The sequence below is a fragment of the Erythrobacter sp. THAF29 genome (genome assembly GCF_009363635.1).
Taxonomy (GTDB): domain Bacteria; phylum Pseudomonadota; class Alphaproteobacteria; order Sphingomonadales; family Sphingomonadaceae; genus Erythrobacter.
Map to the genome: position 1 here is coordinate 967,501 of NZ_CP045392.1, position 13,500 is coordinate 981,000.

11 protein-coding genes (1 of these 11 only partly in view) are annotated in these 13,500 nt (G+C 62.1%); 5 read left to right on the top strand and 6 right to left on the bottom strand.

Translation table 11 applies throughout. The features are described 5' to 3' along the window. Nucleotides 1-1,623: the 3' portion of a glycosyltransferase gene (locus FIU90_RS04795; RefSeq protein WP_152433744.1), read on the top strand. Its footprint begins 198 nt before the window's first position; only the last 1,623 of its 1,821 coding nucleotides appear in the window; the start codon falls outside the window, past its left edge; it ends in the stop codon at nucleotides 1,621-1,623. Between the two features lie 17 nt (nucleotides 1,624-1,640). On the opposite strand, the gene FIU90_RS04800 is transcribed toward FIU90_RS04795, so the two are convergent. Further along, nucleotides 1,641-3,125: a S8 family serine peptidase gene (locus FIU90_RS04800; protein ID WP_234029632.1), complete on the bottom strand. Its 1,485-nt coding sequence runs from the start codon at nucleotides 3,123-3,125 to the stop codon at nucleotides 1,641-1,643. 145 nt (nucleotides 3,126-3,270) lie between these two features. Here FIU90_RS04800 and FIU90_RS04805 point away from each other — a divergent pair, with 145 nt between their 5' ends. The 4 genes from FIU90_RS04805 (at nucleotide 3,271) to FIU90_RS04820 (ending at nucleotide 6,422) form a co-directional block, all read left to right on the top strand. Then, complete coding sequence (locus tag FIU90_RS04805) at nucleotides 3,271-3,792, top strand: RNA polymerase sigma factor (protein ID WP_152433745.1); 522 nt, start codon at nucleotides 3,271-3,273, stop codon at nucleotides 3,790-3,792. Beyond that, on the top strand, nucleotides 3,789-4,517 hold the full coding sequence (locus tag FIU90_RS04810; RefSeq protein WP_152433746.1) for an anti-sigma factor: 729 nt from the start codon (nucleotides 3,789-3,791) through the stop codon (nucleotides 4,515-4,517). Before FIU90_RS04805 ends, FIU90_RS04810 begins: the two co-directional genes overlap by 4 nt. 86 nt (nucleotides 4,518-4,603) lie before the next feature. Further along, a complete protein-coding gene (locus FIU90_RS04815; RefSeq protein ID WP_152433747.1) occupies nucleotides 4,604-5,305 on the top strand; it encodes a hypothetical protein in 702 nt (233 codons plus the stop codon). A 127-nt stretch (nucleotides 5,306-5,432) separates the two neighbouring features. Then, the gene (locus FIU90_RS04820) at nucleotides 5,433-6,422 is read left to right on the top strand and encodes a transporter (protein WP_172970180.1); all 990 of its coding nucleotides are present in this window, start codon (nucleotides 5,433-5,435) and stop codon (nucleotides 6,420-6,422) included. A gap of 21 nt (nucleotides 6,423-6,443) precedes the next feature. On the opposite strand, the gene FIU90_RS04825 is transcribed toward FIU90_RS04820, so the two are convergent. From FIU90_RS04825 to FIU90_RS04845, 5 genes are all read right to left on the bottom strand, one after another. Further along, a complete protein-coding gene (locus tag FIU90_RS04825) occupies nucleotides 6,444-7,133 on the bottom strand; it encodes a LuxR family transcriptional regulator (RefSeq protein ID WP_172970181.1) in 690 nt (229 codons plus the stop codon). Between the two features lie 379 nt (nucleotides 7,134-7,512). Next, nucleotides 7,513-9,372 carry a methyl-accepting chemotaxis protein gene (locus FIU90_RS15810; RefSeq protein WP_305038599.1) on the bottom strand — a complete coding sequence of 620 codons (1,860 nt, stop codon included), beginning with the start codon at nucleotides 9,370-9,372 and terminating at the stop codon, nucleotides 7,513-7,515. Between the two features lie 104 nt (nucleotides 9,373-9,476). Then, nucleotides 9,477-10,937 carry a methyl-accepting chemotaxis protein gene (locus tag FIU90_RS15720; RefSeq protein ID WP_152433750.1) on the bottom strand — a complete coding sequence of 487 codons (1,461 nt, stop codon included), beginning with the start codon at nucleotides 10,935-10,937 and terminating at the stop codon, nucleotides 9,477-9,479. Continuing rightward, nucleotides 10,930-12,462 (bottom strand): bifunctional diguanylate cyclase/phosphodiesterase, encoded by a 1,533-nt coding sequence (locus FIU90_RS04840; protein WP_234029633.1) that lies wholly within the window; start codon nucleotides 12,460-12,462, stop codon nucleotides 10,930-10,932. The genes FIU90_RS15720 and FIU90_RS04840 overlap by 8 nt, the downstream gene beginning before the upstream one ends. Before the next feature lie 167 nt (nucleotides 12,463-12,629). After that, nucleotides 12,630-13,490, bottom strand: coding sequence for a protein-glutamate O-methyltransferase CheR (locus FIU90_RS04845; protein WP_152433751.1), 861 nt, complete (start codon nucleotides 13,488-13,490; stop codon nucleotides 12,630-12,632). Nucleotides 13,491-13,500: the final 10 nt, after the last annotated feature.

Below are 13,500 nucleotides of genomic sequence, written 5' to 3' on the forward strand. Positions count from 1 at the left end.
GCCGAGACCTGGACCGCGCGGCTCGTGCTCGGATATTTTGCGCTCTTTACGCCTGTTGCCTGGCTTTACGGCCTCTACAATGTCGGCGTGGTTCTGTTTGCCGCGATCTACCGGAATTTCGTCGCCAAGCCCGAGCCGCTGATTGCGACGAGCCATCCTCCGATCGCGATGCTCTACACGACCTGCAACGATTTCGTGTGGGAGAGCGCGCAGAGCTGCCTCGACGTCGACTACCCCGACTTCACGCTCTACCTTCTCGATGACTCGAGTGACCCTGCCTGTCGCGACCTTATCGACGAATTCGCTGCCCAGCGTCCTGACCGTATCAAGGTTATCCGGCGGGAAAACAGGACCGGCTTCAAGGCGGGCAACCTTAATAATGCGCTGCGCAACCACGTGCGCGAGCCCTATTTCGCGGTGATCGATGCTGACGAAATCCTGCCGGTCGGATTTTTGCGGCAACTCGTGCCCTATCTCCAGAACGATCCCGATTGTGGGTTTGTGCAGGCGAACCACCGCTGCGAGGAGGACACCTCGACGCAGCTGCAGGAAGACATGCGGATCGGCATCGACGTCCACTGGAAATGGTACCAGCCGCTGCGCAACAAATTCGGCTTCGTGATGTTCCTCGGCCACGGCGCGCTCTTGCGCAGGAGCTGCTGGGAAGAAGTCGGCGGCTTCGACGAGATCGTGAGCGAGGATCTCGCCTATGCGATTTCGATCCGCGAGCAGGGCTATTACGGCATATTCGCCGAGGATGTCGTGTGCAGCGAGGCATTTCCCGAAACGGTCCGCGCCTTCCGCGTGCGCCATGTGAAATGGACGCGCGGAACATGCGAGTTCCTGCACAAGTGGACGCTTCCCCTGATACGTTCGCGCAGGATACCGCTCATCGAAAAACTCGACATCCTGTTCCCGACCGCGAACCTGCCTCTCACCTTTTTCTTTTTCGTATTCATGCTGATTGCGGGGCTTGGCATGCCATTTTTGCTGGGTCAGCAGCAGACGCTGACCTGGGTGATCGCGGGTCAGGAATTATCGGTTCCGGTCAGATTACTCCCACCCGAGCTGACCAAGATCTTCACACCGGATTTCTTCGCGATCACGGTCCTGACGCTGTTCGCGCCGATCCTCTGCTTTATTCTCGAGCACTGGCGCAGGCCGCTTCGCCTATGGAAATTCCTGTCGCGCAGCACGGCGCTCTATGCTGCGCTGAGCCCTCTTTCGGCCATTTGCGTCGCGGGATACGCGCTCACCGGGAAGGCACGTTTTCTGGTCACGGGCGACACCAATGGCCACGCGAATGCCGATGGGAAGAGTGGGTCTGCCGTCGGCAGGTACCTTTCCGAAACGCACCCGGATTCGATGACGACGTGGAGTTTCGAGATCATCGCAGGCGCTCTTTTTCTCGCTGCCGCATTCGTAAGCTTCCAGCCTGCCTTCGCAGGTCTGGCGCTGGCATTCCTGATGCAGCCTTACCTCCACGGTCTCGGATGGTCGCAAAGGCTCCTTCGGATCGGGGTGATGATTCCCTTCACCCTGATCGTTGCAAGTGTGCTGCTCGGCAGCGCAAGCCTTCTCGGGCTTCAGCCGGTCCTTTTCGGTTTCGGGTTCCACTTCTGAGAAAGATTGTCCGGGGACTACAGGATAAGGCCGTAGCCATAGACGGGATCGTAGCCCTTCGCCCCAAGATCTTGGGCTGAGCGCCGAAGCCGCCGAGCGCAGCTGGTGGGCGAAGACTTTGTCCGGCACCGCGCCATCCAGGCGGCAACATGCGGGGTCGCATAGCTTGTTCCCGAAAAGCGCGTGATCCCGCCAAGGGCATTGGCCGCCGGCTCGTTCACTCCGCGCGCCGATACGGTGATGTACCTGCCTTGGTTGGCATAGCGATAAACGCGATTGCGCTGGTCGACGGCGGTGACCGCAATAACCGGAGGTAATGCAGCGGGGTAGGCAGGCGGCGCCGATGGCCCGCCATTGCCTGCGGCCGCAACGATCAGAGTGCCGCGGCCGATGGCCTGTTCGATGAGCCGATCCAAAATCGCGTTTCGCGGCCCCGACAGACTCATATTTACAACGGGCACGCGCTTCGCGACCATCCAGTCGAGTGCATCGACAATCGTGTCTGCCGAGGTGAACGGCCTTTTCCCGCGCCCCCGGAAGATATTCGCGACATAGAGCGTACTCGACCCTTCGCTCGCGAGGATCGAGGCGACTGCGGTGCCATGCGCCTTGGGCACGCCCTCTGCATCGGCGAAGTCGCGCTGTGTGATCGACACGTTACTCAGGGCTGGATGGCTCACGATCGCCGTATCGATCATTCCGATCGTGAGCCTGCCTTTTTTTCGCGGAAGTGTCGCTGCACCGAGTGATCTGTCGTTACCGCTCGGGACATATTGCATTGCGTAATAGTGGGTGAAGTCGAAGGTCGCATTTGGCTCGGCGTCGCGGGCCGCTGCGAGTGCTGTCGGGGCATCCATGCCTTCCGGAACTTTCAACCGGTGAAGCCAGTTTCCAAGCGCCTGCAGTTCGTGACGGCGCACCACCTCGAAACCGGCCTGGCCAAGGCTCGCCAATTGCTCGTCACTAAGGCTCAATCCCACGATCTCACCGCGCCGCACCGGGAAGCCGCGCTCATCGTATTCGGGATTCTCCCCCTCGGCGATATCGCTCAGCTCCGAGCTGCTGCCATATTCGGCCGCTTCTTCCGCGCGCTCGGCTGCGTCCTCTGCGGCTTCTTCCTGCGCCTTCGCAAGCTCCTCTGCCAGATCCTCTGCGTCCTTAATCGCCTCTTCCTGTGCCTTCATCAGGGTTTCGGCGCGGTCCTCTTCGAGCTTGGCGAGCTCGCGTTCCTGCCGCACCGGATCGTCGGTGGTCTTGTCGAGGATTTCGGCTCGATCATCGACGTAACGCGCCTCATCGCGCGCCGCGCGTTCGGCCGCGCGCGCTGCGTCGCGCTCGGCCCGTTCGAGCGCACGTTCTGCGCGGTCGCTATCCTCGCGGTCGCGATCCCGGTCCTGGCTCCTGCCCGGATCGGCGGAAAGCATGCCGGCACTGCCTATCGCCACCGCGATTGCGCAGATGCCGCCTAGCAAGCGTCTTGAAGGAGTCGAACTTCGCGTCATGTTTGCGCCCCGAAGAGTAAGGTATCGCGAAACAACGCTCAATCCCCGCCTCTATTCCCTGAATGGGAACCTTTCCTTGGCGAAAGTTGTGTTGTCGTCCCGGCTGGGGAATAAACGCTCGTGCGATCCGTATTCAGGGGGATGAATGACACGAGCCGGCGAAACAGGGCGGGGTGATTTGCGCAGGCAGATCATTCAGATCCTGCCCCGCTTGCGGCGGTTCTGCCTCGCGCTTGCGCGCAGGCCGGACGTTGCCGACGATCTTTGCCAGGCGACTGTCGAAAGGGCGCTGGCACGCGCCGACCAGTTCGTGCCGGGGTCGAAACTGGATAGCTGGATGTACAAGATCGCGCAGAATATCTGGATCGACGAGGGACGCAGGCAGCAGACTCGCGGGACCGAGGTCGATGTCGATCATGCCTATGACATGGTGGGCTCGGACGGGCTAAAGGTCGTCGAAGGCCGGTCGGACCTCGCGCGTGCCCGTGAGGCGCTCGCCTCCCTGCCCGAAGAGCAGCGCGTCCTAATCACGCTCGTGGTGCTCGACGGTATGAGCTACAAGGACGCCGCTGAAACGCTTGCCATTCCGATGGGTACGGTGATGAGCCGCATCGCCCGCGCGCGCAGGGCTATCGATAAACACGTAAACGGGGAGCCCGCGCAATGAGCGGCGATAACGAGCGCGACCTGCGCATAGCAGCCTTTCTCGACGGAGCGATGAGCGATGCCGAGCGCGCCGCCTTCGAGCGCGAGATCGAGCGCGATGAGAAACTCGCCGAAGAGGTCGCGCGGCTCGCCGACAATGATGCGCTGCTGCGCGAGGCCTTGGCGATTCCCTCTGCCGAAACTGTCGATGAGGCTTTCCTCGAGAAGATGGGCCTTGCTGACGGTGCATCCGGGCAGACATCCGCGACTGGGAATGCGGCGAATGACAATCCGCCATTCTGGAAACGCAAGGGATTCGGCGCGGGCGCGGCCATCGCGGCCAGCCTCGCGCTGGTCATGGCGTTCGCGCTGCAAGGCGGCGGTGCCTCGCCGATCGGTGATGCCCTAGAGGCAAGTCCATCCGGTACCATCGTCGCGCTCGGCGACGGTGCCGAACTCACGCCGGTGCTCACGTTCGAGGCGGCGGACGGGCGGTTCTGCCGCGAATTCGCCTATTCGGCTTCGGGAGAGACCTCTTCGGGCATTGCCTGTCGCGGCCCATCGGGCTGGTCGATCGAGGCGTGGAGCGATGAGGCGGTCGAAATCCCCGACGGCAGCGAAATCGTGCTGGCGGAGGGCGGCGGCGCGGAAAATCTCGACAGCGCCTATGCACGGCTCGATGCGGGCGACCCCATCACGCTCGAACGCGAGCACGAAATCATCGCATCGGGCTGGTCTTCCGAATAATTTTCAGTCCCGCGGGAATAATCTCCCGCACGCTCCGTAGTCGCTTCGTCCAACGAGACGAACGACACAAGAAATGGGAGCAAACGATGGACCGCAAATTCTCTCTCACGGCCATGACAGTGGCCGGAATAGTCGCCGCCACGACGTTTTCTACACCGGTCGCCGCCAAGCCGGACCGGGATGATCGCATCTCGGACATGCGTCAGTGTCGCGGTTGCGATGATCCGGCAGGACATGTGCGGCGCGGTCGCGGTTCAGATGACCGGCAGGCCGACGACCGGCGCAGAGGCCGGGATCGCGATTTCGAAGATCGCGGTCGCGGGCGCGACGATGCCGACAGGCATATGCGTCGTGGGCGCGGCGCAGATGACGAACCCGGTCACATTCGCCGGGGACGAGGCCGCGATGACGAACCCGGCCATATCCGCCGGGGCCGTGGTCGCGATGACGAACCCGGCCACATTCGTCGCGGACGAGGTCGCGATGACGGACCGGACGACATGCGCCGCGGACGTGGTCGCGACGACGGACCGGGTGACGATCGCGGTCGGCGCGGGAGGGTTCGCGACGATGACGACCGGCTCGACGATCGCGGCCGCGAGGACATTTCGGGCAATGGCCGTGGTCGCGGACAAGGTCGCGGCCGGGGCCGTGGAGGAGACATGGACGATCTGGTGGACGGCGTCGACAACGGCGATCCTGCCGCCGACACCCCTGGCGAGGGTCGCGGACGTGGACGCGGTCGGGGCCGCGGACGTGGCGGGGATTTCGATCCCGGTAGCGACTGAGCCCGCCGGGTCGCGGGTGGCCCCGGTCTGAACCCACCGGCCGGGGTCACCTTGCAATCTGCGCAGTATTGTTTCAGTTTTTCAGGAAAATTCGCCAACGAAGCGAATGTCGATTGGGGTGTCAGAAATGAAAATTTCCAGCAAAGTTTCTCTTTGCCTTGCGACCGCGGGCATGTTCCTGGTGGCTTCGCCAGCGCTTGCTCAGGAAGAGCAGCAGGATGAAAAGCCGACCGCGCCGGCAAGCTTCCGAATAAACACCGGGGTGACCTATTCGACAGGTTCCTATGGCGAGGTCGAGGATACCGAAGTCGTCGCGATCCCGGTCAGCTTCACTTACAAGAAGGACGGGTTCAAGTTTCGGGTTTCGGTACCCTGGGTAACGATCGACGGTCCCGGCTCGTTGCTTTCGACGCCCGAGGGGCGCGATGCGCTTTTCGGCGATAGCGGCGGAGGGCAGGGCCGTGGCAGAGGGCGTGGCCGCGGGCGCGGCGGCGACAGCGACAATTCCGGCTCGGGTTCTGGCAGCAGCGGCTCGGGATCGGGCGGCAACGATATCGAAGTCGAAGACGAGCTCGACGATGACGTGATCGACGATGACGATGTGGTCGATGAAGATGGTTTTGCAGGTGCGGACCAGAGACGCAGCGGCTTCGGCGATGTAAACGTATCGGCGCTCTATTCGTTCAAGCTGGGCGACGGCACCTATTTCGAACCGCAGGTGAAGGTGAAGATCCCGACAGCTTCTCGGGCCGACCGGCTTGGTACGGGCGAGCTCGACGTCACGCTGAGCGCGGACCTGGTCCAGCAGCTCGGCGACCTCACTCTCTATGTCCATGGACGGCGCAAGTTTGCCGGAAAGCCGGAAGGATCGACCATCCGGTCGACCTGGGGCGCGGGCGGCGGTGCCAGCGTAAGAGCGGGCGAGGGCGTCTACGTCGGAGCGGACTATTTCTGGCAGCAATCGGCTTTCGAAGGGCGCCAGGCGGCAAGCGAGGTTTCCGGGTGGGTCAGCACGCGCCTTTCCAGGCAGCTGAGCCTTACGGTTTATGCCGGCACTGGCCTCAACGAAAACAGCGCCGACTTTTTCGGAGGAGCCAGCGTCGGGTTCCGGTTCTAGCCGAGCCTTCCGCGCCGAGCCCTAAAGCCGCACGAGCCCGTGCTTCAGACCCATGAGCGTCGCGGCCATGCGGTTGTGAACGCCGAGCTTGCGAAAGATCCGGCTGACATAAGTGCTTACGGTAGCATCGGACACTCCGAGGATCGTTGCGATGTCGGAATTGGACTTGCCTCGGGCGATCCAGATCAGCACTTCCCGCTCGCGCCGGGAGAATGCCGGACGCTCTCCCACTGCCGGTTCGATCATCAGCACGATCTGGCGATGGAGCTTGGTCGCATAGGCGGTAAGCTCTTCGATCAGTTCCTCATCGCCTTCGGCTGGCGGCCGATCCCATGAAAAGGTGACATAGGCTTCGCGGCCGTGCGGTCCATAGATCGGCGCGGCCATTCCGTGGATCAGGCCATGTTCGGTCATGGCCTCGGCGAATTCCTGCTGCTCGGGAGTAAGAGCGCGCGCCGACAGAGCCTCCTGCCAGGTCATCGGACGGCCCGCCTGGATCACGTAGTCGGCGATTGGATCGTGACGCCGGAAATCCGGGTCTTCATCGTAGAGTCTTACCCACGCCTCGGGAAAACCGAAGTGGTAGAGCAAGGCGTCGGGATCGAGCTGCGAGTGAAACGAGGGGACGAGGCGGTAACTGCCCGAGGTTGCACCTCGCGACTGCGCAAAGTCGCGCGCATCGCGAAGGATCGTTTCGAGCTCGCTTGCCATAAGCAGATATCTGCAGTTTCCCGTGCTGCGATCCGTCACCCAAGTTGCGCGTGCCGCCTCGTCGCAGTCTCGCAAGTATAGCACCAGACAGCGTTCAAGTAGAGAGCGGACCGGATTCGAAATTGGGCGGACCATCATTGCACTGGCACTCCCCACAAGAAATGAGCGGCAATCCCGAATAAAGGACTGCCGCTCAGGTATTTATGGTTGTTTATCCGGTATCGTGCGACCCGAAAGCCCGGCTTTGGTAACCGTGTTGTCGGGGGCTATCGCATTCCGCACACGGGGCGCAAAGTCGTGCACTTATATGACAAGCGGGCCCGCGACAGCCGCTTCGCGCCCGAGTCCCGGCCATCCTGCGCGCACTTGAGGACGCTGTTCAGCCTTCGCGGACCTGTCGCAGGAAGGCTTCGACCTGCTCGTTGAGAGTCTTCGCTTGCTGGTCGAGATCGGTCGCGCTCGACAACACCTGGCTGGCAGCCGCACCGGTCGAAAGCGACAAGGCGCGCACGTCGTCGACATGACCTGCCACTTTCTCGGTCCCGCGTGCGGCAAGATCGATGCTGCGAGCAAGGTCGCGTCCCGCTACCGATTGCTGGTCGACGGCGCTCGCGATCGAGACTGCCGTGGTCTCCAGCTCCTTCACCTGGTCTGCGATAGAGCGCAGCGCGGTCACGCTGGCACCCGTCGAATCCTGCATCCCGCGTATCTGGTCCGCGATTTGCTCGGTTGCGCGGCTCGTCTGCATGGCGAGTTCCTTGACCTCGCTGGCGACCACCGCAAAGCCGCGCCCGGCTTCGCCGCCACGCGCTGCTTCGATCGAAGCGTTGAGCGCGAGCAGGTTGGTGCGCTGCGCGATGGTTGAGATGAGCTCGACGATCTGACCGACCTGTTCCGCCGAGGCAGACAGTGCGGAAATAGTGGTATCGGCTTCCTCTGTCGCATCGGCGGCGAGCCGCGCGAGCTGGCTGGAGGAAGATGCCTGGCGACTGATTTCGCCTATCGACAGCGCAAATTCGTCGCTCGCTGCCGCAGCGGCCGTCGCGCCCGCATTGGCCTCGACCATATCCTGCGACAACTCGCTGGTGCGCTGGCTCGTCTGTTCGGCGGTCTCGCTCATGCGCGAGGCGGTGGTCTGCAACTGGCTTGAGGCTGCTGCGACGCTGCTGACGACTTCGCCGACGGTGCGCTCGAGCTTGCTGGCGACATCGCGCATCAGGCCGGCCTTGCGCTCTTCGACCTCTTCCCGCTCGCGGGCGCGTTCCTGCTGGATGCGGATTTCCTCGTCGGCCTTTTCCGCGCGTTCTCGAGCCCATACTTCGAGCTGGCGGTTGGCGCGTTTGAACATGCCGAGGGCACGTAGCATTTCGCCAAGCTCGTCCTTGCGGTCGCGTCCCTCGATTTCGAAATTGCGATCGCCTTTGGACAGGCGTGTCATGCCATCGGTGATCTCGACGATCTTGCGCGCGAAACCGCGCGAAAGGTAATTGAGCCCGGAGAGCAGGATAATCGTGGCGACCACGCCAAGCGCGACGACGATCCCGATCATCGCAAAGAAATAATCGAGCCCCGTCCGCTCAAGCTCCTCGCTGTACGCTTCAAGGTCGATTGCAAACGCATCGGCGCGTTCGAACAGTTCATCGCCCTGGTCGGAAAGCTGGTAGGCGAGAGTAACCGAACGGTCGCTGCGGCCTTCGCGTTCGAGGCTCGACATCAGCGCCTCGAACGTCGCGTTGTACGTCGCGAGGCCGGTCTTGGTCTGTGCGAGACGCTCGGAAAGCTCCGGAACGTGGTTGACGATCACATTTTCGACCTCGGCAAGTTGGGTCTCGGCGGCGGCAAAGCTTTCCTTTTGCCTGACCAAGCCTTCTGTCTCTTGGCCGAAGATCACGCGAACGGAATTGTATCGCAACTCGCCAATCGTGCCCCGGAGCTCTATCGACGAGACGACACCCTGCTGGACCTTCGCCGAGGTCTGGTAGCGGTCATAAAGTTCGGTGAGCCCGAGCCCGAGTACAAGGGCCATGGCGAAGCAGACGAAGAAGAATGTACCGAAAACCGCGTGGATCTTGCCCTTGATCGACAGGTTGCGGAACCAGCTGAACCGGTCGAGGAAAGTGCGGCGGGCACGCGGTGAATCGGCCCGGTCGCCCTCATCGCCATCCTCGAACGAGGGCGGGACGGACATTTCGGGGACGGCGATTTCCTCGCCCACCTCTGCTTGCCTCATCATGTTCATTGCGCAGACCTTTCAAAGGCATTCTCAGCCTGCATTCCTGAACGAAAATCCTTTCCAAATCCTTGCCGCGCGCCCGGTTCCGAGCCGTGCGAGAGACCGCGCGATTAACCTGCGCGCACTTTGGCAAGGAAGGAATCGACCTGCCTGCGCAGCGTGCTCGCCTGCTGTTCAAGGTCGGTCGCGCTGGAGAGCACCTGGCTCGCGGCAGAACCGGTCGAGAGCGAGAGTTCGCGCACGTCATCGATATGCGTGCTGACCTGCTCCGTGCCCCGTGCGGCAAGATCGATGCTCCGGGCAAGATCCTGTCCCGCCACAGATTGCTGATCAACCGCGCTGGCAATGGATACCGCCGTCGATTCAAGCTGTTCGACCTGGCTCGAAATGGACCGCAATGCGGTGACGCTGGCGCCGGTAGTATCCTGCATTGCACGGATCTGTTCTGCGACTTGATCGGTCGCCCGGCTGGTCTGCATTGCGAGTTCTTTCACTTCGCTCGCCACCACGGCAAAGCCGCGCCCCGCTTCTCCGCCTCGCGCTGCTTCTATCGAAGCATTCAAAGCGAGAAGGTTTGTACGCTGGGCGATGGTCTGGATCAGTTCGACGATCTGGCCGACCTGCTGCGCGCTTTCGGAGAGCGCCGATATCGTCTCATCGGCCTCGCTTGCCGATTGCGTCGCGTTGCGGGCAAGTTCTGCGGACGAGGCGGCCTGGCGGCTGATCTCGCCGATCGACATCGCAAACTCGTCGCTCGCTGCAGCGGCCGCGGTCGCGCCCGAATTCGCCTCGCGCATCGAGGTGGAAACCTCGGCCGTGCGGCGGCTCGATTCCTCGGCAGTCGTCGCCATCATCTTCGACGTGGTTTGCAGCTGGCTTGAGGCAGAGGCCACGCCGTTCACGACGTCACCCACCGTGCGTTCGAACTGGTTGGCGAGGTTGCGCAGCATCTCTTCGCGTTCGGCGCGCGCTTCTTCGCGCTGCAATTGAAGCCGCGCCTGTTCTTCCAGTTCCGCGCTTGCCCGCTTTTCGCGTTCGGAGTGAAGTTTCCGGAATTCGATACTTGCAATGCGGATCCGCTCGAGCTCTTCTCCGATCTCGCCGTATTCATCGATACGAGAGCGATGCGGGACGACGATATTGATCTCGCCTCGCGAAATGCGTTTCATGCAGTCGATCAACTGCCCGCAAGTGCGGATAATGTCGGTCCTCACAGCATTGAAGAGCGCTCCGGTAAGCGCGAGGCTCACCGCGACGGCAGCAATCATCACGTATCGCAGGATGCTCACCTGGGACTGTGCCTGCGCAATGGTCTCGGCATTGCCGCTGGACAGCGCGCTTGAAATCTTGCCGAGACCGAAAAAGGCGAAGGCGGCCGTAATCAGCACGATCGCCAGGGGCGCTCCCACAGTAACCGCGAGTTTCGCGCTGGAGTGGAGCGAACGGTACCAGCCGGTCAATGGGCCAACTTCCTCCGAGTAGCAGATCGCAGAACCATCGGAACGGTCCACGCCTTCGTCGGTATCGGCTTTGTCGATCACCTGACTGACAAGTTCCTGATATTCAGCCACCTTGCTTCCCCCTCGCGTCGGTCGACAGCTCGCTGCATCTTTGTGTTTCGATCAGCGTGTCGATTTCTTCGGCAGGCATGGCCTTGTAATATAGCCAGCCCTGGATCTGGTCGGCGCCGGCGAGGCGCACCATGTCGGCCTGTTCGGTGGTCTCGACGCCTTCTGCCGTGACACCCATCTTAAGCGCGCGCGCGACCGCGATGCTCGAAAGCATCATTGCGCGGCTGCCTTCATCTTCGCCCGCCTGGACGACGAGGCTGCGATCGAGCTTCAGTTTTTCGAAGCGAAACTGTCGCAGAAAGCCGATCGATGCGTAGCCGGTCCCGAAATCGTCGAGCGAAATTCGCACGCCGAAGCCGCGTATGACATCAAGGCTGCGCTCGGCCACGACCGGGTCGAGGACGAGGCAGGTCTCGGTCACTTCTAGTTCGAGCTGGTCGGGCGCGAAGCCGGTCTCTTCCAGGATTTCTCCGAGCTTGATCGGGAATTCGGGGTTGCGCAGCTGAGCTGCGGAAATGTTGACCGAAAGGGTGATGTTTCCCCAGCGAAGCGCGTCGCTAACGGCCTGCCTTAGTACCCACAGGCCGATCGGGTTAATGAGGCCGCTTTCCTCGGCGACGGGGACGAAGATGTGCGGCCCGATAGCCTCGCCCTGCGGGCGGTTCCATCTGAGCAGCGCTTCGACAGCTACGATCTGGCCGTTCTCGGCATCGACCAGCGGCTGGTAGGCGAGCGCGAATTCGTCATGCGCGATGCCAGCGCGCAAATCCGCCTCGAGCTCGCGCACCGCCTCGCGGCGACGGTCGAAGCTTTCGTTGAACCAGGTGCACCGCATCTTTCCGCCGCGCTTCGACATGTACATTGCGACATCGGCGCGGCGCATCATCTCCGAAGCGCCGAGGCGCACGTCCTGCGTGCTGCGAGCGAGGCCGATACTCGCACCGACGCTGATTGGACGATCGCCGATCTCGACGGGCGAGTGGAGTTTCTCGATCAGCGAGCGACAGATCCCTTCAAGGATGGTCCCGGCAGCAGGGCCGGACATGATCGCTGCAAATTCGTCTCCGCCCAGGCGGTAGCAGGCGGCTTCCTCCCCGCACGCATCGCGCAGCAAGCCTGCGCATTGCTCGATCAACCGGTCGCCGATGGCGCGGCCGAAATGGTCGTTGACCTGTTTGAAGGCATCGAGGTCGATAAGCGCGATCGCGACTTCGTCCGCGCCTTCCGACAGGTGCTCGATATCGGCGCGCAGCGCTCCGCGCGTTGGCAGGCCGGTGAGGCTGTCACACGCTGCCACCTGTTCGATCTTGCGCACATTGGCAAAACCGCTTCGCCCGAGCAGCAGGATGGTCGCCGCATAGACCAGCGCACCGGAGATCAGAAGAGCGCCGGGGGATACGAAGTGGATGCGGTCACTGGCGATGACGGCAATAGCGATGAGTGCGACGACAAGCGAAATCACGGTAAAAGGCAGGACGACCAGCCGTTTTGCAGACAGTCGATCTTCCATCATGGTTTCGGACACACTCAATCCCCGTTGCGCGCGTAGACGAAGGCGCCCGCAAGCGGCGGCTGCGACACCCGTACATTTGCGTAGTTCGGGCTAAAGAGGATTGGCTAATGAAGGGTAAAGACTTGCGGTATGCGCAACAATTTGGCGACTTTTTCCGAACGCTTGAGCGCTCTTTGTCGTCATGCGGCGAAGACGTTTTGCCGCTCCGCCTGCCGGACATTCTGGTAGATGCTCGCCCGCTTCGCCACCGGAGCGAAATCGGTCGTCTGCCCGACGACTGTCTCGCCTGCACCCAGCATCAGGTATCCGTCATCGGCGAGCGCGCTTGCTAGCCGTGCAAAGGCGCGTTTGCGGGTATCGAGATCGAAATAGAGCAATACGTTGCGGCACAAGATCAGGTCGAACCGTTGGTGCGAAGGTGGAAGATCGAGCACGTTATGCTGCTGGAAGCGCGAATGTTTCAGCGTTTCGCCTTTTACCTGCCAGCCCTGGCTCGTCTCCTCGAAATGCTGGAGCATCTGCGCAACGCCGAGGCCGCGCTGGACCTCGAACTGGCTGTAGACCCCGTTGCGCGCGGCATTGATCGCGCGGTGTGACACGTCGGTCCCGAGGATTTCGATCGTCCAGTCCCGCCAACGCTCGCGCGCATCCGCGATCATCATTGCGATCGAATGCACTTCTTGCCCGGTCGAGCATCCGGCGCACCAGATTGAGAGACGCTTGGTGTCCGCACGGCGCTCGGCGAGATCGGGCAGGATATCCGCCGGCAGCTGTTCGAAGGTTGGGCGGTCGCGGAAAAAATACGTTTCGTTGTTGAGCAGCGCTTCGACCACCTGTTGCGAGAGGTCGGGCTTGCCAGGCGTGCGCATCGGCAGGTCGAGCAGGCAGACCAGCTGGTCGACATTGCTGATGCCGTGTTCGCGAAATACGCCCGACAGCGCGGTCGGCACACGCCAGCGGCGGCTTTCTGTAAGATGCTGGCCGGTTCGCGCCTCAAGGAGGTCGGCGATAATCTGGTATGAGGCTGGGCTCGAATCCATGTCGCTACCG

Excerpts from the sequence above, each read along its gene's own strand:
- FIU90_RS04800 (WP_234029632.1), bottom strand. The coding sequence starts at position 3,125 with ATGACGCGAAGTTCGACTCCTTCAAGACGCTTGCTAGGCGGCATCTGC.
- FIU90_RS04805 (WP_152433745.1), top strand. The coding sequence starts at position 3,271 with ATGACACGAGCCGGCGAAACAGGGCGGGGTGATTTGCGCAGGCAGATC.
- FIU90_RS04810 (WP_152433746.1), top strand. The coding sequence starts at position 3,789 with ATGAGCGGCGATAACGAGCGCGACCTGCGCATAGCAGCCTTTCTCGAC.
- FIU90_RS04815 (WP_152433747.1), top strand. The coding sequence starts at position 4,604 with ATGGACCGCAAATTCTCTCTCACGGCCATGACAGTGGCCGGAATAGTC.
- FIU90_RS04820 (WP_172970180.1), top strand. The coding sequence starts at position 5,433 with ATGAAAATTTCCAGCAAAGTTTCTCTTTGCCTTGCGACCGCGGGCATG.
- FIU90_RS04825 (WP_172970181.1), bottom strand. The coding sequence starts at position 7,133 with ATGGCAAGCGAGCTCGAAACGATCCTTCGCGATGCGCGCGACTTTGCG.
- FIU90_RS15810 (WP_305038599.1), bottom strand. The coding sequence starts at position 9,372 with ATGAACATGATGAGGCAAGCAGAGGTGGGCGAGGAAATCGCCGTCCCC.
- FIU90_RS04845 (WP_152433751.1), bottom strand. The coding sequence starts at position 13,490 with ATGGATTCGAGCCCAGCCTCATACCAGATTATCGCCGACCTCCTTGAG.